This is a genomic window from Terrabacter sp. Soil810, from assembly GCF_001429645.1.
GTDB lineage: Bacteria > Actinomycetota > Actinomycetes > Actinomycetales > Dermatophilaceae > Terrabacter.
The window spans coordinates 724,373-746,274 of the sequence record NZ_LMSW01000001.1 but is presented as its reverse complement, the minus strand read 5'-3'; the positions used below and the strand labels follow the sequence as shown (position 1 = coordinate 746,274).

The following is a 21,902-nucleotide window of genomic DNA, read 5'->3' as shown; positions in this document are numbered from 1 at the left end:
CTCAGTCCTTGATCCTCAGGTAGGCCGTGTTCGTCGTCGCGTAGCGGATGCCGCTGTCCAGGACGGCTCGCCCGGCCGGCGTGGCCGGGTCTGGAGGCGTGCCGTAGAGGAACGCGAAGGCGGCCGGCGCGACGCCGGTCAGCTCGGTCAGGGCCCGGATGGGTGCGGTGATCTCGCGCTCGACGTCGTCCGGGGTGACGATGTCCTTGGCCGCGGCGTGGTTGGCGGTGTGCGCCGCGATGACGTGGCGCTTCGCGATGACGGCGAGGTCGTCCCACGTCATGGCGTAGGCCGCCTGGTCGCGCTCCTCGTCGAGGATCGAGAAGTCGTGCTTCTCGGCGTAGGCCGACTGTTCCTCCGGCGGCACGTCGAGGATCGCCGTGGTCGGGAAGAACCAGGCCGTCAGCCCCAGCTCGTCACACACGGGTGCCGCGACGGTCGCGTTGTTGAGGTAGCTGTCGTAGAAGACGGGGATGAAGCCGGGCTTGGGCAGGTGCCACTCGCCCGTGTCGGTGAACCGGTCGAGGTCCTCGGGCAGCAGCGGCACGTAGTGGTCGAGATACCACGACAGCTCGGCCTTGAGCACTCCGCGCTGCGACTCGGGAGTGTTGTGCCAGTTGACGATTCGTAGCAGCTTGCCGTCGGCGAAGGCCTGGCGCTGGTAGTCCTTGGTCAGGATGCTCATGACGTCACCTCGCCGTCGACGTGCGCGCGGAGGTGTTGGTCGCTGAGGACGACGAGCGCGTCGATGAGCTCGCGCGCACCCGTCTCGTCGGGCTCGTCCGGGTACTGCGCGGGGAAGCCGACGGCTTCCAGCCCCGTGTAGTAGCCGTCGAGCAGCTCGGCAGCCCGTGCACCGTCGCTGAGTGCGGTCACGTCGCCCACCCGTAGGTCGCCCCCGGGCCGTGCATCGTCCAGGGCGACGAACATGGCGATGCCCTCGCGCTCGAGCAGTCGGCCGTGGCAGGCGGCGAGCACGGCCGGCACGTCGACGGCTGCCGGGGCCGCGAGCGTGCCCGCGTCACTGAGGTGGTCGATCATTGCGATCTCCTGGGGATGATGGCGGTCTCGGCCCCGACGAGGAAGTCGAAGTCGGCGCCCTCGTCGGCCTGGAGCACGTGGTCGACGTAGAGGCGCTGGTAGCCGCGCCTGGCCTGCCATGGCTGCGGCGGTTCGGTGACGAGGCGACGCTCAATTTCCTCGTCGGACACGTCGAGGTGCAGGCGGCGGCCGGGCACGTCGAGCTCGATGAGGTCGCCGGTCCGCACCGCGGCGAGCGGACCACCGACGGCCGACTCCGGGCAGACGTGGAGCACCACGGTGCCGTAGGAGGTGCCGGACATCCGGGCGTCGCTGATGCGGACCATGTCGGTCACGCCCGCGGCGAGCATCTTGGCAGGAAGCGGGAGGTTCGCGATCTCGGGCATGCCGGGGTAGCCCTTCGGACCAGCACCACGTAGGACGAGGATGTCGTCGCGTTCCACATCGAGGTCGGGGTCGTCCGCGTCACGGAGGTAGGCCTCGTAGTCGTCCCAGACGACCGCCCGCCCGCGATGGACCATGAGGTCGGGACTCGCAGCCGACTGCTTGACGACACAGCCGCGCGGCGCGAGGTTGCCGCGCAGCACAGCGGTGCCGCTCCCCGCTGGTTGGAACGGCGCGTCGAAGTCGCGGATGACCTCGGCGTCCCAACGCTGCGCGCCCGCGTACGCCTCCGCCAGCGATCTGCCGCTGACGCCGATCGTCTGCCGGTGCAGCAGGTCGTGGAGCTGGGCGACGACGGCACCGAGCCCGCCGGCATACGCGAAGTCCTCCATGAGGAACCGACCGGACGGCATGACGTCGACGAGCGTCGGAACCTCACGCGCGAGGCGGTCGAAGTCGTCGAGGTCGAGGGGCACCCCGACCCGCCGGGAGAGGGCGAGCAGGTGGACGACGGCGTTGGTCGAGCCGCCGATCGCGGCGTTGACCCGGATGGCGTTCTCGAACGCCTCGCGCGTCAGGATGGCGCTCGGCCGCAGGTCCTCCGCGACCATGTCGACGATGCGCCGGCCGGCCAGGTGCGAGGCCGTGCGACGCCGGGCGTCGTCGGCCGGCAGCTCCGCGGTGCCCGGCATCTGCATGCCGAGCGTCTCGGTGAGCAAGGCCATGGTCGACGCCGTGCCCATGGTCATGCAGTGGCCGCGGCTGCGGCTCATGCACGACTCGGCCTCGGCGAGATCGGCATCGGTCATCCGGCCGGCCCGGTGCTCCTCGGTCATCCTCCAGACCGACGTGCCGGAGCCCACCGTCTGGCCACGCCACCGGCCGTTGAGCATCGGTCCACCAGTGATGAGCAGCGACGGGAGGTCGGTGCTCGCCGCACCCATGAGGTAGGCGGGCGTCGTCTTGTCACAGCCGGCGAGGAGCACGACGCCGTCGATCGGATTGCCGCGCAAGGTCTCCTCGAGGTCCATGGCGACGAGGTTGCGCAGCAACATGGCCGAGGGGCGCACCATGGTCTCGCCGATCGAGGCGGTCGGAAACTCGAACGGGACCCCGCCGGCCTGCCACACGCCGCGCTTGACGTGCTCGGCCACCTCGCGCAGGTGCGCGTTGCACGGCGTCAGCTCGGACCAGCTCGTCGCGACACCGATGACGGGGCGACCGTCGAAGGAGTCGTCGGGGAGTCCCTCGCTGCGCAACCAGGACCGGTGCAGGATGCCGTTCTTGCTCGGCGCCTGGAACCAGCCGGCGCTGCGCAGGCCGGACGTTGCGACGGGGCCCTCGTGCGCGCTCATGAGAATGCCGGGAGGTGCTCGGCCTGGGCCGTGATGAGTGCGTCCGTCAGCGCACGCGCGCGTTCCGGGTCGGCGACGGCGCCATCGGCGATCATCGCCTCGACGACGAGGCCCCGGTCGCCGGTCATGGCCGCCTCCACGGCGAGCGAGACCGACACGAGCCGCTGGGCCAGGATCGCGGTGAGCGGCGAGCCCAGGTCGGGCACCTGGATCGCGCGCAGGCCTCGGGCCGTCGCGACGCCCGGCACCTCGAGGGCGACGTCATCGGGCAGGCCGGGCACGGCACCGTTGTTGAGCACGTTGACCGAGAACATCTCACGGCGGTCCTCGATGACCGACCGGATGATGGCGATGAGCTGCTCCTGCTCACCCGTGGAGCGTCCGAAGATGCTCTCGTCCAACGGTGCTCGACCCTCCGCCTGGGCCTTCATCGACTGGTAGCGGTTCTCGCCCCACTCGAGGATCTCGGGCACGGAGAAGGCGTCCACGCCGAGCGTCTTGCCGTAGTAGGCCCCTGACGGCCAGCGCTGCGGGAAGAACTCCGTGACGTGCCGGTCGTTGGCGGCCGGGTAGGCACCGTAGGTGTCGAACAGCTCCCACGAGAACGGGTTCTGTGCCGCCTTGATGCGGTCGACGAAGATGTTGCCGATGTCGCCGGGGTCGGCCGGCTCGGAGCGCTCCTGCTCGCGGACCTTCGCGACGAGCGGCCAGGCGTCCTGGCCGTCGAGGCGGAAGTCGTAGATGAAGGTCAGGTGGTTGATGCCGGCATACAAGGTCGACGTGCGCTCGAAGGGCTCGTCGATGAGCTGGGCTAGCTCGCGCTGGACGTGGTGCATGCCGTGGCAGAGACCGACCACGGTGGCACCGGCGTGCCGGGTCATGGCCATGACGTTGGCCGTCATCGGGTTGCTGTAGTTGAAGAAGAGGGCGTCCGGCGCCAGGCGCACGACGTCGCGCGCGACCTCCACCATGACCGGGACCGTGCGCAGCAGCCTGCTGATGCCACCCGGCATGACGGAGTCGCCGACCGGCTGGAAGACGCCGTGGGCCTGACACGTCTCGTGGTCGCGGAGCCACGCGTCGCGTCCGCCGACGCCGACGCACGTGACGACGAAGTCAGCGCCGGGCAGCGCCTGGGTGCGATCTGCGGTGCCCCGGACACTGATGCGGTCCCCCGCTCCGCGCGCCTGCACCATGAGCTCGGCGAGTCCGACCGCGACACCGAGCGCGACCTCGTCGACGTCGACGAGCGAGATCTCCCAGGCACCGAGGTCGTCGGCGGAGATCAGGTCGGCCAGCAGGCCACGCGTGAAGACGGCGCTGCCCGCCCCGATGAGGACGATCTTGCGGGTGGTCATGACATGGTTCCTTCGGTGGCTCGAGGGACGGGACGTGCTGGCGGGTGGTGGAGCTGGCGGATCACGGTTGCTGGGGCGGATGTCGTCGCCTCAGGCGACGTGGACCACGAGTCCCTGGTCGCGGAGGACGGAGACGTCGGTCTCGTCAGCGGCAGCCGAGGTGACGAGCTCCGTGACCGCGTCGAGCGGGCAGATGCGGTGGGGACTACGGCGCGAGAACTTGCTCGAGTCGGCGAGCACGGTGAGGCGGTCGGCGCTTCCCGCCAGTCGGCGGTCCGTCTCGCACTCGAGCGCGCTGGCCCCCAGCAGGCCGCTGCGGTGGTCGACGCCGTAGACGCCCATGATCGCGTGGTCGACGTGCAGCTCGCCCAGGGTCAGGCCGACCAGCGAGCCGAGCAGACTGAGCTCGGGGCGCCGAAGCGCCCCGCCGAGCACGACGAGGTCGACGTCCACGTCGGCCAGGCGGATCGCGACGTCGAGAGAGTTCGTCACCACGGTGACGTCGGGCACCGCGGCGAGCAGCGGCGCCAGGGCCGCCGTCGTCGTGCCACCGGTGAGGAGCAGCGCCGACCCGGGCTCGATGAGACGGATGGCCCGACGGGCGATGGCCTGCTTCTCCTCCTGGCGCTCGACCTCGCGCATCGCCGGGGGCAGCTCGGGTGCGTCTGGCACCTGCGGACCGTCCACCACAGCGCCGCCGTGGACTCGCCTGACGCGTCCCTGGCGTTCGAGCTCGTCCAGGTCACGCCGTACCGTTGACAGGCTCACCTCGAGATGCGCGGCGAGGTCCTCGACGCTGACCACGCCCTGCCGGGTGATCAGGCCGAGCGTCTCCGCGTGGCGCTGGACGGGGAGCATCAGTAGCCCCTTTCGCGATCGGCGACGTTGAGCAACGGGCTTGCCGCAAGATAGCGGCGGAGGTTGTCGGTGAAGAGGGTGCCGACGACGTCGAGGTAGTCGGGCGCGAAGCCCGCCACGTGGGGCGTCACGACGGATCGCTCGTGCGACCAGAACGGGTGGTCGACCGGCAGCGGCTCGGCGTCGAAGACATCGCTCGCGACGAGGTCGAGGTGTCCCTGGTCGAGGGCCGCCAGAAGGGCGGCCTCGTCGACGACGCCGCCTCGACTGCCGTTCACGAGAACGGCCGTCGGCTTCATGGCGGCGATCTCGCTCGCCCCGATCATGCCTTCGGTCTGCGGTGTGAGAGGCACGGTGAGGGCGACGTAGTCGCTGCGCGCGAGCAGATCGTGCAGCTGCGAGGCCGGCAGCTCGGTGACGCCCTCGACGTCACCCGAGTCGCCGAACCGCTCCTCGGTGCGGACGGGCGAGCCTGCCTCGACGGGTGCGGATCCTCCTCGACGGAGCGCGACCACGTCCATGCCGAGGGCTCGGCAGATCCGCGCGACCTCCTTGCCGATGCGCCCGTAGCCGACGATGCCGATGGTGCTCGCCCGCAGGTTGCGGGGCATCAGGCTGTTCCACCGGTACTCCCGCGACGGCCAGGTGTGCGTGGCGGCGAGGCGTTCGGTGGTGCGCAGGTGGTGGGCGTGTGCGAGGACCATCATGATGATCCACTCGGCGAGAGGTGCAGGGCTGACGCCCCCGAGGGTCGTGATGACGCAGTCGCTGTGCCACAAGGAAGTTCCCCGGACGTGGTCGATTCCCGACGTGTCGAGCTGAGCCCACCGCAGGGACGGTGCCGTGTCGGGCCCGGGCAGGACGGCACTGGTGTACATGACCTCGGCGCGCGCGAGCACGTGAGCGGGCACGACGCCCGCCGGGTCCTCGTGCTCGGCTACCGGGTGGTGGTCCAGGACGACGCGTGGGTCGACGGCTCGCACCCGGTCGAGAAACGACTCCGGGAAGTCCAGCGTGACCAGCACGTGCAGGGGCGCGAGGGCCGACCTCGCGGGCGTCGTCACTTGAGCCCCGTCCGGGCGACACCCTCGACGAAGTACTTCTGGAAGAAGGCGAACACGAGAAGCATGGGCAGGATCGACAGGAACGACATCGCGAGCAGCGGCCCGAAGTTCGAGCTGAACTGTTGGATGAGGAACTGGAGGCCGACCGGCAGCGTGTAGGCGTCGGGGTCGTTGAGCACGATGAGCGGCCAGACGAACTCGTTCCATCGCCACATGAAGGTGAAGATGACGAGGGACGCGATGAGCGGCTTGGACAGGGGCAGCACGACGCTCCAGAAGGTCCGGAAGTGACCGGCTCCGTCGATGCGCGCGGCCTCGATGAGCTCGTCCGGCACGCTGAGGAAGAACTGGCGCGCCATGAAGAGCCCGAACGCCTCGGCGAGGCGCGGCAACACTACGCCCCAGTTGCTGTTGAGCAGGTGGAGGTCGATGACCATCTGGAACTGCGGGACCATGATGACCTGAACCGGCACCATGAGCGTGCTGATGATGAGCAGGAAGAGCAGGTTGCGCATCGGGAAGCGCAGCTTCGCGAAGGCGTAGCCGGCCATGAGGTTGATGGCGAGCGTGAAGACGACCGAGAGCACGGCGATGACGACGGAGTTCGCGAGCCACCGCGCGAAGGGGTACTGGCTCCACGGCTGGGTGTAGTTCTCCCAGTGCCAGTCCTGAGGCCACAGCGGCACGGGCAACGTGGACAGCTCGTCGCTCGTGGCGACAGAGGTGCGCAGCATCCAGTACATCGGGAACATCAGGATGATCGCGGCGACGACCGCGATCGCGACGCGGGTCAGCACGACGCGTCGTGGCTGGCGCCGCTCCTCGTCCTTCGGAAGGGTGGCGTTCGCCTCCTCGATCGCGGTGACCTCGGTCGTGGCGACACTCGTCAGTGCGGTGCTCATGCGTCGTCTCTGCTCTTGGAGAAGCGCCACTGGAGCACGGTGAAGACGAGGACGACCAGGTAGATGATCACGCCGATGGCCGCGGCGTATCCCTGGCGTCGCTGGTTGAAGCCCTGGTCGTACGCGTACTGCACGAGGAAGGTCGTGGACGTTCCGGGACCCCCGCGGGTGAGGACGTAGACCACGTCGAAGACCTGGAAGCTGCCGATGATCGAGTAGACGACGAGGAAGAAGGTCGTCGGGCGCAGGAGCGGCCACGTGATGTGGATGAACCGCTTCCAACCGACCGCACCGTCGACCGTTCCAGCCTCGTAGACCTCCCGCGGAATGCCTTGCAGGGCAGCGAGATACACGACCATGCCAAAGCCGATGCCCTGCCAGGTGCTCACCAGGATGATGGAGACGAGCGCCCAGGTGCCGTTGCCCTGCCAGTCGATGGCCGGGAGCCCGATGGTCGTGAGCATCTGGTTCAGGATGCCGACAATGGGGTCGAAGAGACGCAGGAAGATGATGCCGGACGCGACGCCGGAGATGACGACCGGCACGTAGAAGAGGGCCCGGAAGAGCCCGCGCGCAGGCATCCACCGATTGAGCAGGAGGGCCGCCGAGAGGCCGCACACGATGCCGATCGGGACGGTCAGCGCCGTGTAGAGCAGCGTGTTGAGCGACGCGGTCCAGAACGTCGCGTCGTTGATGATGGCCGCGTAGTTGTCGAGCCCGATGAAGCGCATCCGGCCGAAGCCCGAGTATCGCTGCAGGCTGTACCAGAAGGTCAGCGCGAGCGGGATGAACATGAACAGGGTGAAGACGAGCAGCGCGGGGCTCGCCATGAGCAGGCCTGCCCTGCGCTCGGCTTTCAGGGCTGCGGAGGCGACGCGCCGCCTCCCGCCGGCGCGCACCGGGGGCTCCGGCGCACGCCGTCTCGTTACTACCGTGGTCATGGTCCTCCGCTCGGTCGGGAACTGGTCAGGGCAACGATTCGCTGCTCAGACCTGCAGGGCCTTCTGGATGGCCGTGGTGAGGCCGCCGACGACCGAGTCGACCGTGGCCGACGGGTTCGACAGGAACTGGTCCATGTTGTCGACTAGGGCCTGGTTGATGCCCGGGAAGGACGGCAGCGTCGACGTCTTGACGAGCGCCTCGGGCATCGTCGTCGCCTGCTTCTGGAAGACCGGCATGAGGTCGGGCTTCACATCGAACGCGAGCTTGGCGTCGGCGAGGTCGTTGCGGACTGGAAGGACCGTCGTCTTCTCGCAGAAGTACTGCATGTTCTCCTTGGTCACGAGGAACTTGGCAAACTCGATCGCCGCGTCCTTGTTCGGCGAGCCCTCGGTCACGACCACCGCGTTGCCGCCGAGGTCCGTGGCTGCCGCCTTGTCGTGCGGCAGGTAGGTGACGCCCCACTCGAACTTCTTCGCGATGGCGCCGTCGAGCGAGGGCACGAGGAAGTCGCCGGCCTGGATCATCGAGATCTTCTGTGTGGGGAAGATCTCGTCCGGGTAGGTCGGTCGCTTGACGAGCACACTCGGGGCGTGAAGGCCCTGGGTGTACAGGCTCTGCGTCCACGTGAGCGCCTTCTTCGCCTGCTCGGTGTCGAGCGTGACGTTCTTCATGGACGCGTCGAGCACCGTACCGCCGGCTTGGAAGAGGGTGTTGAACCAGCGGTAGGCACCGTACAGCTGGTAGTTGAAGGCGAAGGGGGAGACACCGGGGTTCGCGGTCTTGAGCTTGCCGAGGACGCCGACCAGCTCCTCCCACGTCCAGGCGGACTCGAGCGAGTCCGGCACGGAGGTGATGCCGGCCTTGGCGAAGTGTGCCTTGTTGTAGACGAGCGCCGACGTGTCGGTGTGGTGCGGCACCCCGATCGGGGCGCCGTCGTACTGCATCGCCGCCCAGAGCCCGGGGAAGAACTGCTGACCGAACGAGCTGTCGATGTGGTCGCTGAGATCGGCGAGGACACCGTTCGCGGCGTAGCCGGTGACGTCGGTGTACGAGACCCGGAAGAGGTCGGGCGCCTGGTTCGCCTGGAGCCTACGGTCGACGACGGTGCGGATCTGGTCGTAGGGAAGGACCTCGATCTTGACCTGGGCGCCGCGGGCCGCGGTGAAGTCAGCGGCGATCTTCTTGAAGGCCGCGACCTCCTGGTCGCTGCCCCATGTGGTCAGGGTGACGGTGCCGCTGAGCTTGCCGGTGGACACGGCAGGTGCGCCGCCGGTCGACGTGGGCGTCTCCGAACCGCCCGAGCAGGCGGCCAGAGCGGCGGTGGCGCCGATCAGGCCGGTGGAGAGAAGGAAGGTGCGGCGGTCGAGCTGTGACATGGGGGGTCCCTTCTGGAGAGGCCGCAAGGCGGATCGATGACCCACTGTAGGTACCAGAATCAAGCGTGCGCAAGCATTCTTGCGCAAAAACTCTCAGAAACTCTCAGGCTGAGCACGGGCATGAGCCCTTGCCCCGAAGGCCGCGTCGTCCAGCCGGGGTCAGCCGCGGTGCAGGGAAGCCATGCCGGTCGCTGCCCAGCCGTCGGCGGTGACCTCGCTCGACCGGCCGCCGCTGACGTGCCGGAGGCGGTCGCCACTTCGAAGCACGACCTGCCAGGGACCGCGTCCATGCACCCGCCCGGCCGCCAGTGCCACCGCCTCCGCCGGTCCGAGGTCGACGAGCTCGTCGGGCGCGACGGGCTGGGCGGGCTGGGCGGGCGCGTCCTGCACGTCGCGATCGAGAACGTGTAGCCAGGCGTGGCCCTCCACGATGACAACGACGGCCCGCTGTTGACCCGCTGCTGCCAGGGCTGCCGCGCCCGCCCTCTGTGCGACGCACGTCCAGACCCGCGAACCAGACGCGCATCCCAGCAGCACCTGGCCTTTCTGCGAACGGATGAGGACGTCCAGATGCCCCTCGCCCCCCGCCACCCGGACGTGCCACGCAGCGTCCACGCCCACGATTGCGTCGTCGTCACCGAGCTCGGGTCTCCCGAGCCTGCCGAGGCCGGGCCGCTCGACCGCGGACTCGAGGGTCATGACCGGGTAGCCACGCCCCGGCCTTCCGCTCAGGATCTGCAGGCCGAGCGCGCCCACGACGGCCACCACGTGATCGCCGTCCGGTGTCTCGACCACTCCGGACGAACCCGATACCCCGTGGGCAACGGCGCCGTGGTCGACGAACCCGTCTGTCGGTGTCCACACGTGGCGTCGGAGCTCACCCGCCTCGCTCATCGCAAGCACCTCGAGGAAGTCGGGACCGGCCTGTAGCTGGGCAATCGTGGCCGACACGTATCGCATGCCCCTGCCGAAGCGCAACGCACCGCTCCACGACCCCACTGCCGCACCTTGGTAGGTCTCTTCCGGGTCCGCGTTGAACCAGCCGACCCACAGACCGTCGTCGACCGCCGGCGCGACGAGCTCGAGGTTGCCGGCCCTGCCGTAGCGACCCTGCGTCGTCCCGGGCGTGCCGTTGACCGGCGGCCACGGCTCGCGCACGTGCTGCCGGTCGGGGGGCGGGATCGGATCGCTGGCGACGTCGCTCATGAGCGCATCCTCCACCCGCGCCGCGGCAGACCGACGGTCGGCGCGTCAGGCGGGCCTTTCGCTCCACGGCGTGACGCGTCCGACTGTGAGCGGCTCCGCTCGCTCGTCCAGTACAGCGTCGGCGACGACGCGAGAGATCTCCTCTGGTGTGTGCCACCGCACGTCACCGTCGCCTCCAGCCCATCCGAGAAGCACGCGGGTGGTGGCCCGGGTCGGCAGCCAGGCGGCGGCCGCCTCCTCGCCCCCCAACGGATCCGCGAATCGGCTCGGCAGCACGATGACTGCGTGCGCCGCGGCGCGCGCGAGGACGGACCACGACTCCGGACTCAACGCGCCCGCATAGCCCACCGCCACGTCTACGCCCACCCCATCGGACCGGAGGTCAGCGAGCATCCTGCGCACGGCCCGGGGGTCACGGGCGTCGAGCGCGAACCGTCGGTCCCAGTCCCCCTCCGCCAGACGCGATCCCCGTGAGATCCCGACCCGGAAGGGGTGGCCCTCCCCTTCCCTCACACGAAACAGCGACCGGCCGAGCGGGGCGAGGATGCCGGAGGCACCGACGACGACGTACGTTGACCCCACCAGTCCGGATCCGATCGCCATCGACAAAGGATCGCCCATGCCCTGGATCTGCGTCACCACCGGCCCCGACCTCCCCGACGAGGCAGCCCGTGCGTTGTCACGCAAGGTCGCTGCAGCCGCAGCGGTGGCCCTCGACCTCGTCCCCGATGACGTCGTCGTGCTGGTCAGCCCGGCTGGGGCGGTCTCCGGACCTGGAGCCATGGTGAGCCTCGCAGGACGCCGACGGGACGAGGCAGCCGAGTCCGCACTGGCATCCGCCGTGCGTGCCGAAGTCGCCGAGACACTCGGCCTCGACCCCGGCCTCGTGGCCGTGTCCCGCCTCTGACAACTCCCATCGGGAGTTTCACCGCACCAGCGTTCTCCCGACGGTATGGAGCGACCGCTCGGGTGGCTGACGGGTTGCGGGCCAGGCGGCACATCCTCGGTCGGGTCTATGCCGTCGTCCGCCATGTCCCCCACCGCGCTGATTTCTCTCCGCTCTCAAACCGGGCTCGATCGCGGTTTTCGTACCGGCTATCCGAACCAGCCCGAGCGCGGCCTCAAGAAGCGCGCCGGACGCGCTTCCACAGGTCCGCGAACGCCTTGGCAGAGTCCGAGGTCGGGGCGTAGACGCCTATCGGCGCGCGGTGCTCGCCCATGCGCTCCACGACGACGCTCGCGCCGACGTAGCCGTCGCCGACCTCCTTGTGCGCCGCAGGAAGCTGCTCGAGCGCGTCCACATGGGCGCGCTTTCGTCGGTCCACCTGAGAGAGGAATGCAACGAGCTTGACGTGGCCGCCGGCATCCTTGATCACACCGCGCACCTGCTCCAGCGAGCGCAGCCCCAGCGCCGACGGGATGAGCGGCAGAACGACGACGTCCGCTGCGCGCAGCGCGTTCTCGGCGACCAGCGACGCGCCCGGCGGGGTGTCGAGGATGATGACGTCGTAGTGCCTGCGGAGAGGCCGCAGTGCCTCCGTCACGCGGGACGACGGCTTCTTCGCCGCGTCGAGGGCAATGTCGAGGTCGCGGTAGCTCTCATCAGCGGGGAGCACGTCGATCCGCTCGAGTTTCGATTCGCGCACCACCTTGTTCGCGGGCTTCCTGCCCCGCACGAGCGCCTCAGCGCCTCCTCGCAGATGCGGCTTCACCTGCAGCAGCCAGGTCGCCGCGGCCTGCGGGTCAAGATCCCACAGGAGAACGTCTCGCCCTTCGGATGCCGCCTGCCAGGCGAGGTTGACAGCGGTCGTCGTCTTTCCGACCCCACCCTTGGTGCTGTATACCGCGATCACCGTTGCCGCCACGGGGCCATCCTGTCACGGCCTTCGTGGGAGTTTCTCGACGAGCTTCGCCGTGGAAGAGTCGCACGAGATCCGTCGTGGATGTCGCTCGCGGCGCTCAATTCGGTGGGTGCGTAGCTTCCCGGACTGCCCAAGGGGCCTGGGTCCTATCGCCGCGAGGCGCTCACGGACGACCCGTTCACCACGGCCTCTCGACGCTATGCGTGTGGATAGTCGTCCTCGCCCTCGTCGGGCACGACCGCCTGCTGTTCGAGTCGGTCTGCCTCGTCAACGAGGTCTGCCGGCGCGTCGAGGGGGACCGCCGCAAGTGTGTCGGCCACCGCGTCCGGATCGAGCGGGGCTCGTTGTTCGAGGAGGTCGGCCTCGGGGACCTCCTCGCCGGGGTCGATGCGGTTGTCAGCCACTGTCGTCCTCCTCTTCCGCGCTCGTAGTGCAGTGTTCTCGGCTTCGAGATCCAGCACCATGGCGATGCCGGCCAGATTGAGTCCGGCCCCGAGCAGAACGCTGATGCGGCGCAGCCGGTCGAGGTCGTCGGCGCTGTAGCGGCGCGTGCCGCCCTCGGTGCGGTCGGGCTCCAGCAGACCGCGGGCCTCGTAGAGCCGCAGGTTCTGCACGCCCATTCCGACCAGCTCCGCGGCGGTCGAGATCCCGTAGACGCCCCGGTCGCTCGCTGGTTCCGGCACGCGCATCGACCACGCCCTTTCTCGGCGGCAACTTCCTCGCGTTGCCTCTTGCACCAGCGTCCCACCAGTGCTACAAAAAATCTATTGCGTATGCCACAGATCGCACGGCGATCGTGGACCAGACAAGGAGCATCAGAAGACAAGCGATGGAGGTGGTGACGATGCTGATGCGCACCGACCCTTTCCGTGAGCTGGACCGCCTGACCCAACAGGTTCTCGGCACCAACGGCACCTTGGCCCGTCCGTCGGTCATGCCGATGGACGCTTGGCGGGACGGTGACACCTTCCACGTCGAGTTCGACCTGCCGGGCGTCGACCCGGACTCGATCGACCTGGACGTCGAACGCAACGTGGTCACGGTCAAGGCCGAACGTCCGGCTCGAGCGAGCGACGCCGAGCTCATCGCCGCCGAACGCCCTCGAGGGGTGTTCAGCCGCCAGCTCATCCTCGGCGACAACCTCGACACGCAGCACATCACGGCGAGCTATGACAGCGGGGTCCTTTCCCTGCACGTCCCGGTCGCCGAGCAGGCGAAGCCGCCCAAGATCTCCATCACCAGCAACGGTGAGGACCGGCGCTCCATCAACGCCTGAGCCAGGAGGGTGAGTCACTTGCCCGCGATCCTGCCCGCCGACAGCGTGGATGCCGCCGCCCCCAGCACCAGCGACCTGTTCCTGGAACTGCTCTGCGCCGACGAAGACCTGCTGCGGGCCGAGTTCGAGGCGATCGTGGCTGCCGAATGGCCGAGCCCGCCACCGGACCAGCCAGCCGAAAGCAACATAGCCCGGCAAGGCCCTCCAGGGTCATCGTCCTCAACGAGAGGTCGCCCCGCTGCGCCCCCGAGCCGGCCGCGACACCCAGGCGCCGGGGAAGGGAGCCGGCAACGATCGCCCCCCGCTGACCCGCGGCGATGACGCCAGCTACACGACAACCACGAAACGAGAGGTAGGTGATGGCCAGACGTGAGGCACCGTTTGGGACGTGACTGCCTTTCCCGCCCGCACGTTTCACCCTGAGCGCCTGTCGCAACAGCTCGCGGCGCCCGCGCCCGCACGGCGCACACCTCAGCGGGCCGGCAACGCAGTCGTCCACACCAGGTGGTCCCGGCCGATCCTTCGGCCGGGACCACGACCATCCCACCCGCCGCACCACGCCCCAGTCACGCCACGCTCATGAGGACAACACCCACCGACCTCTACGCCGTCCTGGGACTCACGCCGGACGCCACGCCGGCCCAGCTACGGCACGCCTACCGAGCGATGCTCCGCCAGCACCACCCGGACACCCGCGGGGCCGGACCCGGCCCAGCCGCCGACGCGGCAGACCTGGCAGATCAAGCTGTGCAGCAGGTCATGACCGCCTACGAGGTGCTGCGTGACCCAGCCCGGCGCGCCGCCTACGACCAGCTGCGCACCTCCTCCGGATCAGCCGTCCCCGTCAAGGTCCGGGTCCACCGGGCCTCCCCGACGCCGGACGACCCGCCCATTCAGGCCGGCCCTGTCCGCTGGCACTCCTGACCACGCCGCCGGCCCGCGAGGCGGATCCGCGGCGGATCCGCGACCGCGGCCCGGCATGTGTCGTCAGAGGGTGAGCAGGACCATCGTGGCGGTGCGCTCGTCCACGGCCGGCGGCCGTCGGCTGCCTGGTCCAGGGGAGGGGTGAGGTCGAAGACGCTGCCCGTGCTCACCCCCGGCGGTGGCAAGTGGAGCTGAACCTGCGTGCGGGCGAACCAGTGATGATCACAGCGGCCGATGTGCGGCGGTTTCGCCCCGGGGTCAGTGGAGTGGCTGACCGAGGAATTCGTTGAGGACCGCCGCGACGGGTTCCGGCTGGTCGAGGTGTGGGATGTGCCCGGCGTCCGGGATGACGGTGATGCGCGCGTTGGGCATTCGGGTGGTGAGGTCGCGACCGATGTCGGGACCGGCCAGGGCGTCGTGGTCTCCCCAGATGAGGAGCGTGGACACCGGTAGCGTGGCCAGGGCGCTCTCCAGGCGAAGCTGGGGGCGCCATCCTCGGATGGTGGCGACGGCCTGCATGATCGCCTGGTTCGTCTGGGCGGTTCCGGGCAGGTTGATCCCGAGGAGGGCAACTTCCAGGAGGTCGGCCGGGACGCGCTCGGGGTGCACCAGGTAGTTGCCGAAGGCCCGCTTGCGTAGCGTCTCAGCGTCCCGGACCTGGATCTTGGAGATCAGTGTCCCGACGCCGGGGGTCGCCCAGAGCTGGAGGAAGAGGCCGGGCTTGGGAAACAGCCCGCCGGCTGTGCCGCAGAGAACGAGCTTGCGGACCCGGTCGGGGTGCGCTGCGGCGAAGGCGATCGCGAAGAACCCGCCCATCGAGTTGCCGACCAGGTCGATCTTGTCGACACCGAGCCCGTCGGTCAGCTCGAGCAGCCACCGCGCCGCGTCGGCCCGGAAGTCCAGGCGGCGGTAGTCGGTCGGGTAGGAGAGTCCGAAGCCGGGCCGGTCCGGGATGATGAGCGGGCTCCCCAGCTGGGGTGCGAGGTCGGCCCACTCGACAGTGTTGCCGACGCCACCGTGGACCAGGACCGCGGGGCAGGGCGACTCCTCGCTGACCAGGATGTAGGTCTCTCGCCCGGCGTGGTCAGGGATCCGGCGCCCGACACCGGAGAACCCGCGGCGTCGGAACGCGGCCAGGCGGCGTTCCTCGAACTCCCGCCTCTGGTCGTCAACGCCTCGTGGGTATGCCCCCGGGCTCGTCAGCGGGTCCGTCGCCACCGACCGCGGTGGCCGTTGTCTGCTTGGCCGTGTGTCCATCCTGTCCTCCCGGGCCCTCGTGCCGTTTCGCAACTCCGTTGCGATACGTCGTACCGTAACGACGTGCCACTATGCTGTCAATATGGGTAGACCGCGAATTCACGACGAAGCAACCGCGGAGGCACTGCTGGACGCGGCAGAGCGGATTGTGGCCGCGGACGGCCCCGATGCGCTCTCGATGCGGCGGGTGGCCGCCGCGGCGGGAACGACGACACGCGCCGTCTACAGCCTCTTCGAGTCCAAGGAGGGCCTGCTCGTCGCGTTGGGCAACCGCGCCTTCCAGCTCCTGGGCTCCTGGGTCAACGAATACCCGCGAACGCATGATCCCGCGGCCGACCTGGTCAACTCCATCGTCGACAACTTCCGCCGGTGGGCGCTGGAGCATCCGGCGCTGTTCCGGATTGCGTTCCAGCGCATCGGGGAACTACCGCCTGACCTCACGCAGCGGTTCCGTCCGGCGCGGCTGAAGGCGCTGGCCGACCTGGTCGAGATGGTGAGTCGGGCGTTGGGTCTGGAGGGTGGCCTGACCAACCCAGAGGTCCGGGACGCAACCATCAAGATCGACGCCCTCTGCGAGGGGCTGGCGCTCCTCGAGCTGCGTGACGGACTTCCACCGGACCACGCGGAGGAGATCTGGCGCGAGGCGTTCGTGGCGCTCATCAGCGGCATGCAGGCCGCGCTCGCCCTCCCCCAAGACCCGATCGCCGCCGCAACCTGACACCATCGAGCCGACGAGTATGGCCGCCCGGCTTCGCCGCGATCCAGACGGTTCCGGAGTGCGTCTATCCGCCACCTGCCTGGCGTGGCCTCCGGCCCTGTGTACCGGATCTGCCGATGAGTGCGCGCTCGGGCCCTCTCCCGCCGGGGAGCTGCGTCGGGCGTCGTGCAGGGTGTTGTGGCGGACGCTCGGCCTGCCACGCCTTGCCAGCCAACGTGGTACCAAGGCGCCTCCATTGACCCATGGGTGTCACGCTCCTAGCCTTGAGTTTGCCGCAAAACCATGGTCATGAGCTGTCGAGGTCGCACATGACTCCCCTGTTTACCTCCAGCTTTCAGGAGATCCTCTTTTGGGTTGTCTTCCTGGGCGGCTTCAGCGTTCCACTCCTCTACTTCGCTCGATGGAGTACCAGAAACGCGCCGTCAACCAGGGCTAAGCCCCGACGGGACGCATCGACATTCACGAACCTCGCCATCATTCCGGCGGTAGCCGTCGCGATCTGGGCTGGCTACGCCCGAGTCGGGCCACTCCTTGCCCGCTGGACCTTCTACCCGGGCCTCGTGATGTTCGCTGCCGGGATGGCACTCACAACGTGGGCGTATCACACCTTGGGGACCAACTTCTCCCTCGAGGTGCAGGTTCAACGTCACCACACAGTGGTTGACGCCGGGCCCTATCGCATCCTTCGCCATCCCGGCTACACAGGAGTGCTGTTTGGGATGATCGGGCTCGGGCTCGCTCTTCAATCATGGGTCGCGCTCGTGCTGCTGTTGCTCGTGTCAACTGCCGCCTTGGCCTACCGAACACGGATCGAAGAGCAGTTCTTGGTTGCCGAGCTCGGCGACGACTACGTCCGCTACATGGCACGGACCAGGCGCGTCATCCCCTTCGTCTGGTAGGCGCCGAGGACAGCGCGCGCCGCGCCCTCACAACCTGCTCCAAGACCACCTTCAGCGCACGTCCCCCGAACGCCTGACCATGTCGCGAGTCGCGCGGCTGGGTCATGCGTGACCAACCGCCGCGACGGGACACGTGCATAGCCGGCAATGAGACACGCGCAGGGGGCGGTGAGGGGTGAACAGGCTCTTGGGCCGAACGCGGACGGCCAATAATCGCTGGGCCATAGTCCGACAAACGTCGTAAAATTTCTCCATGAACGCGAGTCAGCGATTTCTCTGCCCCCGGCCTGGTGATGGCCGCGGGTTCGTTTGCGCGCGTACGTTCGTGTAGCAGCTCCTGCGTCGCGCGGGTCGGGGGAAGCCACCCCACCCGAACCGACACGCACTTGGAGCATTCTCGTGAAACCTGGCTACCTCGCCCCTTGTGACCTTCACCGCGCCCTTACCCTGCGAGACCTGAGTAACCCCGCCCAGGGGCCACACGCGATGCAGATCCTGCTCGAGCGCATCGTCTCTGCCCTGGCAACGGCGTGGGCCTCCACGACAATCACGGTGCGCAACCCCCCGATCGTCGCGGTCCACGACAACTACGACCACCTGGGTTTCGACGCCGGGAGCATCACCCGCGACGCCCGGCACACTCGCTACATCAGCCCGACCACGATGCTGCGCAGCCACACCAGCGCCGACATCCCTCACACGCTGCAGCGATACCGCGCGCGTTCCGGTCCGGTGGATGAACTCATCGTTATTCCCGGGCTCGTCTATCGCCGCGATGTCGTCGACCGCACCCACGTCGCTGAACCGCATCAGGTCGACCTTTGGCGTCTGCGTTCCTACCCCGACACCACAGGCGCCACCCTGCAGCACATGATTGCGCTGCTCGTCGAAGCCATCCTGCCCGGGACCCGGTACCGCACCATCGCATCGGCGCACGCCTACACCGACGGCGGCCGGCAGATCGACGTATGGCACGACGGGCAATGGATGGAGATCGCCGAGTGCGGACGGATTCATCCCGACGTCCTCACCCGCGCCGGACTGCGCCCGAGCCGCTGGTCCGGGCTCGCACTCGGGATGGGCCTCGAACGTGCCCTGATGCTGGCCAAGGGAATTCCCGACATACGCTATCTGCGCGCAACAGAACCACGCATCGCTGCCCAGATGCAGGACCTGAAGCCATGGCGACCCGTCTCGAGGCTTCCGGCGATCACCCGAGACCTCTCCGTCGTCGTCGCGCCAGACACCGACGACGAGAACATCGGGGACACCGTCCGGTCGACGCTGCATGATCGGGTCGAGGACATCGAGTCCATCCAGGTGCTCAGCCGCACCGACCACGACGAACTACCCACGCGGGCGCAGCAGCGCCTGGGTATCACCCCGGGACAGGTCAACTGCCTTGTCCGGCTCACGTTACGACCGTTGGCACGCACACTGACCGATGCCGAAGCGAACGCCATCCGCAACGACGTCTACCTCGCCCTCCACAAGGGACCCGTCCTGGAACTGGCTTGAGCGTCCCACAAACAGGATGCCGGCGAACCGCGTCTTTCGCCGCGAGTTGCAGGTCGGAGGTCGGTGCGTCGGCCGGCAACGCCAGAGTCGCCAGCGAAGGGGCCGGGTCAGTCCGTAGGAGTTCGGCGTCACTCTCCAAGCAGTTGCGCTGACAGCAGTTCGCGCAGGAACGCCGTAGTGCGCGCGCTGGACCATCCCCGGCCGGTGCGGAGCGACTGGTAAAGCTCGGCACTGAAGAGCACGACCAGGATGTCGGTGGCCTTCGCCGGTGACAGCCCGGGTCGCAGGCCGCCGGGTTTTCGTGCGAGGTCGCGGACCGTCTCACGGTAGGACTCGACGCGTCGGCGCTCACTGACCTCGACCACGGCGGCCGCCTCGACGTCGCCGCCGGCACCGTGCAACGCGGCCACGAGCGGCGCCACCCGCTCGAGAATCCCGACACCGTGGGTGAAGAAGGCAGCGAAGGCCGCCTCTGATGTGGGCGCCGCCTGGAAGGCGGCCCACCATTGGTGCCGGGGCATCAGCTCGGTGATGTCCGGGTCCGGTGGGGGCTCTCGCCAGTGGTCGAAGCCGACGACGGCCGCCCCCAGCGACTCCGCGAGGAGCGCCGCCTTGGTCCCGAACGTGTAGTAGATCGTCGGAACCGCTACGCCTGACTGCTGGGCCACCTCGGCGATCGTCGTGCCGAGGTACCCGCGCTCGGAGAACAGGTCATAGGCAGCCCGGACCATCCGGCGTCGCGTGATCAGGGCGCGGTCCGTGCGGGTCGTGGGGGTAGACAGAGGCTCCATGGAGGTTCACTATAGTCTGACTATAGTGAGAGGATGGGATGGCAGATGAGAATCCTGTTCGCGTCGATGCCGGCCGATGGACACTTCAACCCCCTGACGGGGATCGCCGCCCACCTGGCCGACGGTGGTCACGACGTGCGGTGGTACGCCGGACCGGAGTACGGCGCCAAGCTCGACCGACTGGGCATGCGCTGGTTCGCCTACCGGCAGGCCACCGAGGTCATGGCGAGCACCCTCAACACCCTGTTCCCCGAACGTGTGGCTCTCAAGGGACCACGTCTGATCTCCTTCGACCTCGACAAGCTCTTCGTAAGCCAGGTCGAGGAGCACTTCCAGGACCTCGTGGATATCAGGCAGGAGTGGCCCTTCGACGCCATGGTGTGTGATGGCGCCCTGTACGCAGAACAGCTCGTCGCGGAGTCCCTGCATCTACCGGTGTTCGCCATCGGCCTGAGCATGGTGATGCCTGACGCCCAGGGACCGCCACCGTTCTTCGGGTTGCGCCCCTCGCGCACGCCCGTGGGCCGGCTTCACCACGCGCTCGTGCGCAGACTGCTCTCCAGCGGCATGAACGCCGGCACCACTCACTACAACCAGATCCTCGCCCGACACGGCATCGCACCGATCCGACCCGATGGGTTCCCCCACGAGCCGATGCTGAGGACGACGCGGGTCTTCCTCAACGGCTCCCCAGGCCTGGAGTTCCCCGGCTACCAGCCCCTTCCCAAACGCCGAGTACGTCGGCCCGCTCCTCCCGGCCCGCCGGGCGACCAGACCGGGAACCCCGCTGCCGGCTGCGGTGGTACAGACGTCGAGGAAGGTGGTGGCGGTCTCCCAGGGCACCGTCGACAACACCGACCCGGGCAAACTGATCATCCCCACCATCCAGGCACTCAAGGACTCCGAGTACATGGTCGTCGCCACGACCGCGGGAGCCCACACCCAGGCCCTCCGCGAGCGCTTCCCCGACCCGAACGTGGTGATCGAGGACTTCATCGACTACGACGACCTCTTCCAGCACGTCGACGTCTTCGTCACCAGCGGTGGTTTCGGCAGCAACCTCGCAGCATTCCTGCATGGCGTCCCGGTCGTCGGGGCCGGCAAGCGCGAGGGCAAGAACGACATCAACGCACGGGTCGGCTACAACAGACTCGGCATCGACCTGCGCAGCGAACGCCCAAAGCCAGCAAGACTCAGGCGGGCAGTCCGCACCCTCCTGGAGGACCCCACCTACGCCGGGAAGGTCGCGGACCTGCGCGCCGAGCTCCACGCGTACGACCCCATGCAGACGATCGAGAACGCGATCCTGCACGAGTCGGCAACCACCCGCCCGTGACACGGCTGAGGTTCGCGACCGGGGTGTGCGTCGCGGAACAATCCCACCTCACCAGGGTCCGGCTGAGCGGCGGCCGGAGGGAGCGCGGTGTGAACCCGGGAGGACTTCGCCTTGAGTAGCGCGCGGGCAGCGGCGACCGTGACCTGGGTGTACGCCCTCGGGTTCGGACTCGCCACCGCGCCCGTCTCGATCTACTGGCTGAGAAGCGGTCAGCGCCCCCGCTTCTTCGGCTTGTTTGAGATGTTCGGCGGCCCTTGGTCGGCCAGTACCTCAGACAGAACCTTCGTCGGACTCCTCCTGTTCTGTGCGGTGACCCTGGTGGCCTTCTGCTCAGCTTGGCTGCTCTGGCAGGGCGGAGGGATCGGTGCTGTACTCAACCTGGCAGTACTCCCGGTTGAAGCCGTCTTTTGGATCGGCTTCGCACTGCCCCTTCCGTGGACGACCGGTCTCGCGAGAGTCATCCTCATCGCCGTCGCCTGGAACTCGCTCTCCAAGTCCGGCATCAGGCCCAGCTCGCGCCCTGACTGCCCTGAGCGCGCTCACCAACCACCAACGGGGGACAACCAGAATCCGAGCGTGCGGACTTCGCAATGCGCGCGAGCCTCACGTGCGTCACAACGCCGCCAGGGTCGCCGGCGTGCGAGCCCCTCCGGCCCACTCTGAGACCTCCTCGACGAAGGGCGTCCCCAGCGTTCAGACTGACGCGGCTTCGGCCAGCTGCCCAGGCCGGATGACGGTACGACAATCCTTCGGGGCCCTCGCGTGCATGCGCGGTCGTCAGGCCCGGGCATCCGTGGTTCGTGCCACGCCCGGGCTCTATCGTTGACGGGAGGCT

General features: G+C 68.5%; 21 protein-coding genes and 1 pseudogene. 7 read left to right on the top strand and 15 right to left on the bottom strand.

Annotated features, from left to right (window positions below; genetic code table 11):
* Position 1: 1 nt before the first annotated feature.
* The 11 genes from ASG96_RS03370 to ASG96_RS03320 form a co-directional block, all read right to left on the bottom strand.
* Positions 2 to 685 carry a polysaccharide deacetylase family protein gene (locus ASG96_RS03370; protein ID WP_057586578.1) on the bottom strand — a complete coding sequence of 228 codons (684 nt, stop codon included), beginning with the start codon at positions 683 to 685 and terminating at the stop codon, positions 2 to 4.
* Positions 682 to 1,041, bottom strand: coding sequence for a hypothetical protein (locus ASG96_RS03365; protein WP_057586577.1), 360 nt, complete (start codon positions 1,039 to 1,041; stop codon positions 682 to 684). Before ASG96_RS03365 ends, ASG96_RS03370 begins: the two co-directional genes overlap by 4 nt.
* On the bottom strand, positions 1,038 to 2,780 hold the full coding sequence (locus tag ASG96_RS03360; RefSeq protein ID WP_057586575.1) for an IlvD/Edd family dehydratase: 1,743 nt from the start codon (positions 2,778 to 2,780) through the stop codon (positions 1,038 to 1,040). Before ASG96_RS03360 ends, ASG96_RS03365 begins: the two co-directional genes overlap by 4 nt.
* Positions 2,777 to 4,138 carry a hypothetical protein gene (locus tag ASG96_RS03355; RefSeq protein WP_057586574.1) on the bottom strand — a complete coding sequence of 454 codons (1,362 nt, stop codon included), beginning with the start codon at positions 4,136 to 4,138 and terminating at the stop codon, positions 2,777 to 2,779. The genes ASG96_RS03360 and ASG96_RS03355 overlap by 4 nt, the downstream gene beginning before the upstream one ends.
* 90 nt (positions 4,139 to 4,228) lie before the next feature.
* Entirely contained in the window at positions 4,229 to 4,996 is a 768-nt protein-coding gene (locus ASG96_RS03350) for a DeoR/GlpR family DNA-binding transcription regulator (protein ID WP_056759689.1), read from the bottom strand.
* Positions 4,996 to 6,060: a D-2-hydroxyacid dehydrogenase gene (locus ASG96_RS03345; RefSeq protein ID WP_057586572.1), complete on the bottom strand. Its 1,065-nt coding sequence runs from the start codon at positions 6,058 to 6,060 to the stop codon at positions 4,996 to 4,998. The genes ASG96_RS03350 and ASG96_RS03345 overlap by 1 nt, the downstream gene beginning before the upstream one ends.
* Positions 6,057 to 6,962, bottom strand: a complete 906-nt coding sequence (locus ASG96_RS03340; RefSeq protein WP_082591584.1) for a carbohydrate ABC transporter permease — start codon at positions 6,960 to 6,962, stop codon at positions 6,057 to 6,059. The genes ASG96_RS03345 and ASG96_RS03340 overlap by 4 nt, the downstream gene beginning before the upstream one ends.
* Positions 6,959 to 7,903: a carbohydrate ABC transporter permease gene (locus ASG96_RS03335; protein ID WP_082588854.1), complete on the bottom strand. Its 945-nt coding sequence runs from the start codon at positions 7,901 to 7,903 to the stop codon at positions 6,959 to 6,961. Before ASG96_RS03335 ends, ASG96_RS03340 begins: the two co-directional genes overlap by 4 nt.
* 45 nt (positions 7,904 to 7,948) lie before the next feature.
* Positions 7,949 to 9,280, bottom strand: coding sequence for a sugar ABC transporter substrate-binding protein (locus ASG96_RS03330; protein WP_056759694.1), 1,332 nt, complete (start codon positions 9,278 to 9,280; stop codon positions 7,949 to 7,951).
* A gap of 159 nt (positions 9,281 to 9,439) precedes the next feature.
* On the bottom strand, positions 9,440 to 10,486 hold the full coding sequence (locus ASG96_RS03325) for a hypothetical protein (protein WP_057586570.1): 1,047 nt from the start codon (positions 10,484 to 10,486) through the stop codon (positions 9,440 to 9,442).
* Between the two features lie 45 nt (positions 10,487 to 10,531).
* Positions 10,532 to 11,089, bottom strand: coding sequence for a hypothetical protein (locus ASG96_RS03320; RefSeq protein WP_157610610.1), 558 nt, complete (start codon positions 11,087 to 11,089; stop codon positions 10,532 to 10,534).
* A 16-nt stretch (positions 11,090 to 11,105) separates the two neighbouring features.
* On the opposite strand from ASG96_RS03320, the gene ASG96_RS03315 reads away from it, so the two are divergent.
* On the top strand, positions 11,106 to 11,393 hold the full coding sequence (locus ASG96_RS03315) for a hypothetical protein (protein ID WP_056759698.1): 288 nt from the start codon (positions 11,106 to 11,108) through the stop codon (positions 11,391 to 11,393).
* A 214-nt stretch (positions 11,394 to 11,607) separates the two neighbouring features.
* Here ASG96_RS03315 and ASG96_RS03310 read toward each other — a convergent pair whose 3' ends face one another.
* Together ASG96_RS03310 and ASG96_RS22485 are read right to left on the bottom strand one after the other, a co-directional pair.
* Positions 11,608 to 12,351 carry a ParA family protein gene (locus ASG96_RS03310; protein WP_057586566.1) on the bottom strand — a complete coding sequence of 248 codons (744 nt, stop codon included), beginning with the start codon at positions 12,349 to 12,351 and terminating at the stop codon, positions 11,608 to 11,610.
* A gap of 194 nt (positions 12,352 to 12,545) precedes the next feature.
* Positions 12,546 to 13,037 carry a MerR family transcriptional regulator gene (locus tag ASG96_RS22485; protein ID WP_082588855.1) on the bottom strand — a complete coding sequence of 164 codons (492 nt, stop codon included), beginning with the start codon at positions 13,035 to 13,037 and terminating at the stop codon, positions 12,546 to 12,548.
* A 155-nt stretch (positions 13,038 to 13,192) separates the two neighbouring features.
* Between ASG96_RS22485 and ASG96_RS03300 the strand changes: the two genes are divergently transcribed.
* Both ASG96_RS03300 and ASG96_RS03295 read left to right on the top strand, forming a co-directional pair.
* Positions 13,193 to 13,624: an Hsp20/alpha crystallin family protein gene (locus ASG96_RS03300; RefSeq protein WP_057586751.1), complete on the top strand. Its 432-nt coding sequence runs from the start codon at positions 13,193 to 13,195 to the stop codon at positions 13,622 to 13,624.
* A gap of 579 nt (positions 13,625 to 14,203) precedes the next feature.
* Positions 14,204 to 14,548, top strand: a complete 345-nt coding sequence (locus ASG96_RS03295) for a J domain-containing protein (RefSeq protein WP_057586564.1) — start codon at positions 14,204 to 14,206, stop codon at positions 14,546 to 14,548.
* Positions 14,549 to 14,806: 258 nt separating this feature from the next.
* On the opposite strand, the gene ASG96_RS03290 is transcribed toward ASG96_RS03295, so the two are convergent.
* Complete coding sequence (locus ASG96_RS03290; protein ID WP_057586563.1) at positions 14,807 to 15,766, bottom strand: alpha/beta fold hydrolase; 960 nt, start codon at positions 15,764 to 15,766, stop codon at positions 14,807 to 14,809.
* Positions 15,767 to 15,887: 121 nt separating this feature from the next.
* Between ASG96_RS03290 and ASG96_RS03285 the strand changes: the two genes are divergently transcribed.
* The 3 genes from ASG96_RS03285 (at position 15,888) to ASG96_RS03275 (ending at position 18,940) form a co-directional block, all read left to right on the top strand.
* The gene (locus ASG96_RS03285) at positions 15,888 to 16,523 is read left to right on the top strand and encodes a TetR/AcrR family transcriptional regulator (RefSeq protein ID WP_057586562.1); all 636 of its coding nucleotides are present in this window, start codon (positions 15,888 to 15,890) and stop codon (positions 16,521 to 16,523) included.
* 242 nt (positions 16,524 to 16,765) lie between these two features.
* Positions 16,766 to 17,422, top strand: a complete 657-nt coding sequence (locus ASG96_RS03280; RefSeq protein ID WP_082591582.1) for an isoprenylcysteine carboxylmethyltransferase family protein — start codon at positions 16,766 to 16,768, stop codon at positions 17,420 to 17,422.
* A 486-nt stretch (positions 17,423 to 17,908) separates the two neighbouring features.
* Entirely contained in the window at positions 17,909 to 18,940 is a 1,032-nt protein-coding gene (locus ASG96_RS03275) for a hypothetical protein (protein ID WP_082591581.1), read from the top strand.
* Positions 18,941 to 19,068: 128 nt separating this feature from the next.
* On the opposite strand, the gene ASG96_RS03270 is transcribed toward ASG96_RS03275, so the two are convergent.
* Positions 19,069 to 19,671, bottom strand: a complete 603-nt coding sequence (locus ASG96_RS03270) for a TetR/AcrR family transcriptional regulator (protein ID WP_057586559.1) — start codon at positions 19,669 to 19,671, stop codon at positions 19,069 to 19,071.
* A 793-nt stretch (positions 19,672 to 20,464) separates the two neighbouring features.
* On the opposite strand from ASG96_RS03270, the pseudogene ASG96_RS23730 reads away from it, so the two are divergent.
* A pseudogene (locus ASG96_RS23730) lies at positions 20,465 to 21,067 on the top strand (glycosyltransferase); the annotation flags it as partial.
* Positions 21,068 to 21,902 lie beyond the last annotated feature (835 nt).

Bases quoted from the DNA above. Each gene is read 5' to 3' on its own strand.
- ASG96_RS03370 (WP_057586578.1), bottom strand. From the start codon at position 685: ATGAGCATCCTGACCAAGGACTACCAGCGCCAGGCCTTCGCCGACGGC.
- ASG96_RS03365 (WP_057586577.1), bottom strand. From the start codon at position 1,041: ATGATCGACCACCTCAGTGACGCGGGCACGCTCGCGGCCCCGGCAGCC.
- ASG96_RS03360 (WP_057586575.1), bottom strand. From the start codon at position 2,780: ATGAGCGCGCACGAGGGCCCCGTCGCAACGTCCGGCCTGCGCAGCGCC.
- ASG96_RS03355 (WP_057586574.1), bottom strand. From the start codon at position 4,138: ATGACCACCCGCAAGATCGTCCTCATCGGGGCGGGCAGCGCCGTCTTC.
- ASG96_RS03350 (WP_056759689.1), bottom strand. From the start codon at position 4,996: ATGCTCCCCGTCCAGCGCCACGCGGAGACGCTCGGCCTGATCACCCGG.
- ASG96_RS03340 (WP_082591584.1), bottom strand. From the start codon at position 6,962: ATGAGCACCGCACTGACGAGTGTCGCCACGACCGAGGTCACCGCGATC.
- ASG96_RS03335 (WP_082588854.1), bottom strand. From the start codon at position 7,903: ATGACCACGGTAGTAACGAGACGGCGTGCGCCGGAGCCCCCGGTGCGC.
- ASG96_RS03330 (WP_056759694.1), bottom strand. From the start codon at position 9,280: ATGTCACAGCTCGACCGCCGCACCTTCCTTCTCTCCACCGGCCTGATC.
- ASG96_RS03325 (WP_057586570.1), bottom strand. From the start codon at position 10,486: ATGAGCGACGTCGCCAGCGATCCGATCCCGCCCCCCGACCGGCAGCAC.
- ASG96_RS03320 (WP_157610610.1), bottom strand. From the start codon at position 11,089: ATGGCGATCGGATCCGGACTGGTGGGGTCAACGTACGTCGTCGTCGGT.
- ASG96_RS03315 (WP_056759698.1), top strand. From the start codon at position 11,106: ATGCCCTGGATCTGCGTCACCACCGGCCCCGACCTCCCCGACGAGGCA.
- ASG96_RS22485 (WP_082588855.1), bottom strand. From the start codon at position 13,037: ATGCGCGTGCCGGAACCAGCGAGCGACCGGGGCGTCTACGGGATCTCG.
- ASG96_RS03300 (WP_057586751.1), top strand. From the start codon at position 13,193: ATGCTGATGCGCACCGACCCTTTCCGTGAGCTGGACCGCCTGACCCAA.
- ASG96_RS03295 (WP_057586564.1), top strand. From the start codon at position 14,204: ATGAGGACAACACCCACCGACCTCTACGCCGTCCTGGGACTCACGCCG.
- ASG96_RS03285 (WP_057586562.1), top strand. From the start codon at position 15,888: ATGGGTAGACCGCGAATTCACGACGAAGCAACCGCGGAGGCACTGCTG.
- ASG96_RS03280 (WP_082591582.1), top strand. From the start codon at position 16,766: ATGGGTGTCACGCTCCTAGCCTTGAGTTTGCCGCAAAACCATGGTCAT.
- ASG96_RS03275 (WP_082591581.1), top strand. From the start codon at position 17,909: ATGCAGATCCTGCTCGAGCGCATCGTCTCTGCCCTGGCAACGGCGTGG.
- ASG96_RS03270 (WP_057586559.1), bottom strand. From the start codon at position 19,671: ATGGTCCGGGCTGCCTATGACCTGTTCTCCGAGCGCGGGTACCTCGGC.